This window comes from Saccharothrix sp. ST-888 (assembly GCF_000955975.1).
Lineage (GTDB): Bacteria > Actinomycetota > Actinomycetes > Streptomycetales > Streptomycetaceae > Kitasatospora.
The window spans coordinates 1-302 of sequence record NZ_JYJF01000980.1 but is presented as its reverse complement, the minus strand read 5'-3'; the positions used below and the strand labels follow the sequence as shown (position 1 = coordinate 302).

Here is a 302-nt window from a genome sequence, read left to right as displayed (position 1 = left end):
CCGCCGGTGAAGGCCGCGACCTGGGTTGCGAGTGCCACGCGAAGCGCCGGGCGGACGGCCAGGTACTCGTCCGGGGCGGTCGGCTCGTCGGGGCGGAGCAGCAGCGGGATCAGCGTGACCCCCCCACCGGTCCGGTACTTGCCGGCCGTGCAGTGGAAGGGCAGTGGGCCGCCCGCGCGCCGGGCCAGCTCCGTAACCAGCTTCTTGTAGGCGGCGCGGGCGGAGGCGGAGGTGACGAAGGCGCGGTAGTCCTTCTCCAGCGCCTGCCGGGCCCGGCCGCCGCCGAGGGTCCGGTTGGCCTT

General features: G+C 75.5%; 1 protein-coding gene. It reads right to left on the bottom strand.

The features are described 5' to 3' along the window. The coding region (locus tag UK12_RS35250) for a tyrosine-protein phosphatase (RefSeq protein WP_045307304.1) at window positions 1-302 on the bottom strand (302 nt) is incomplete at both ends.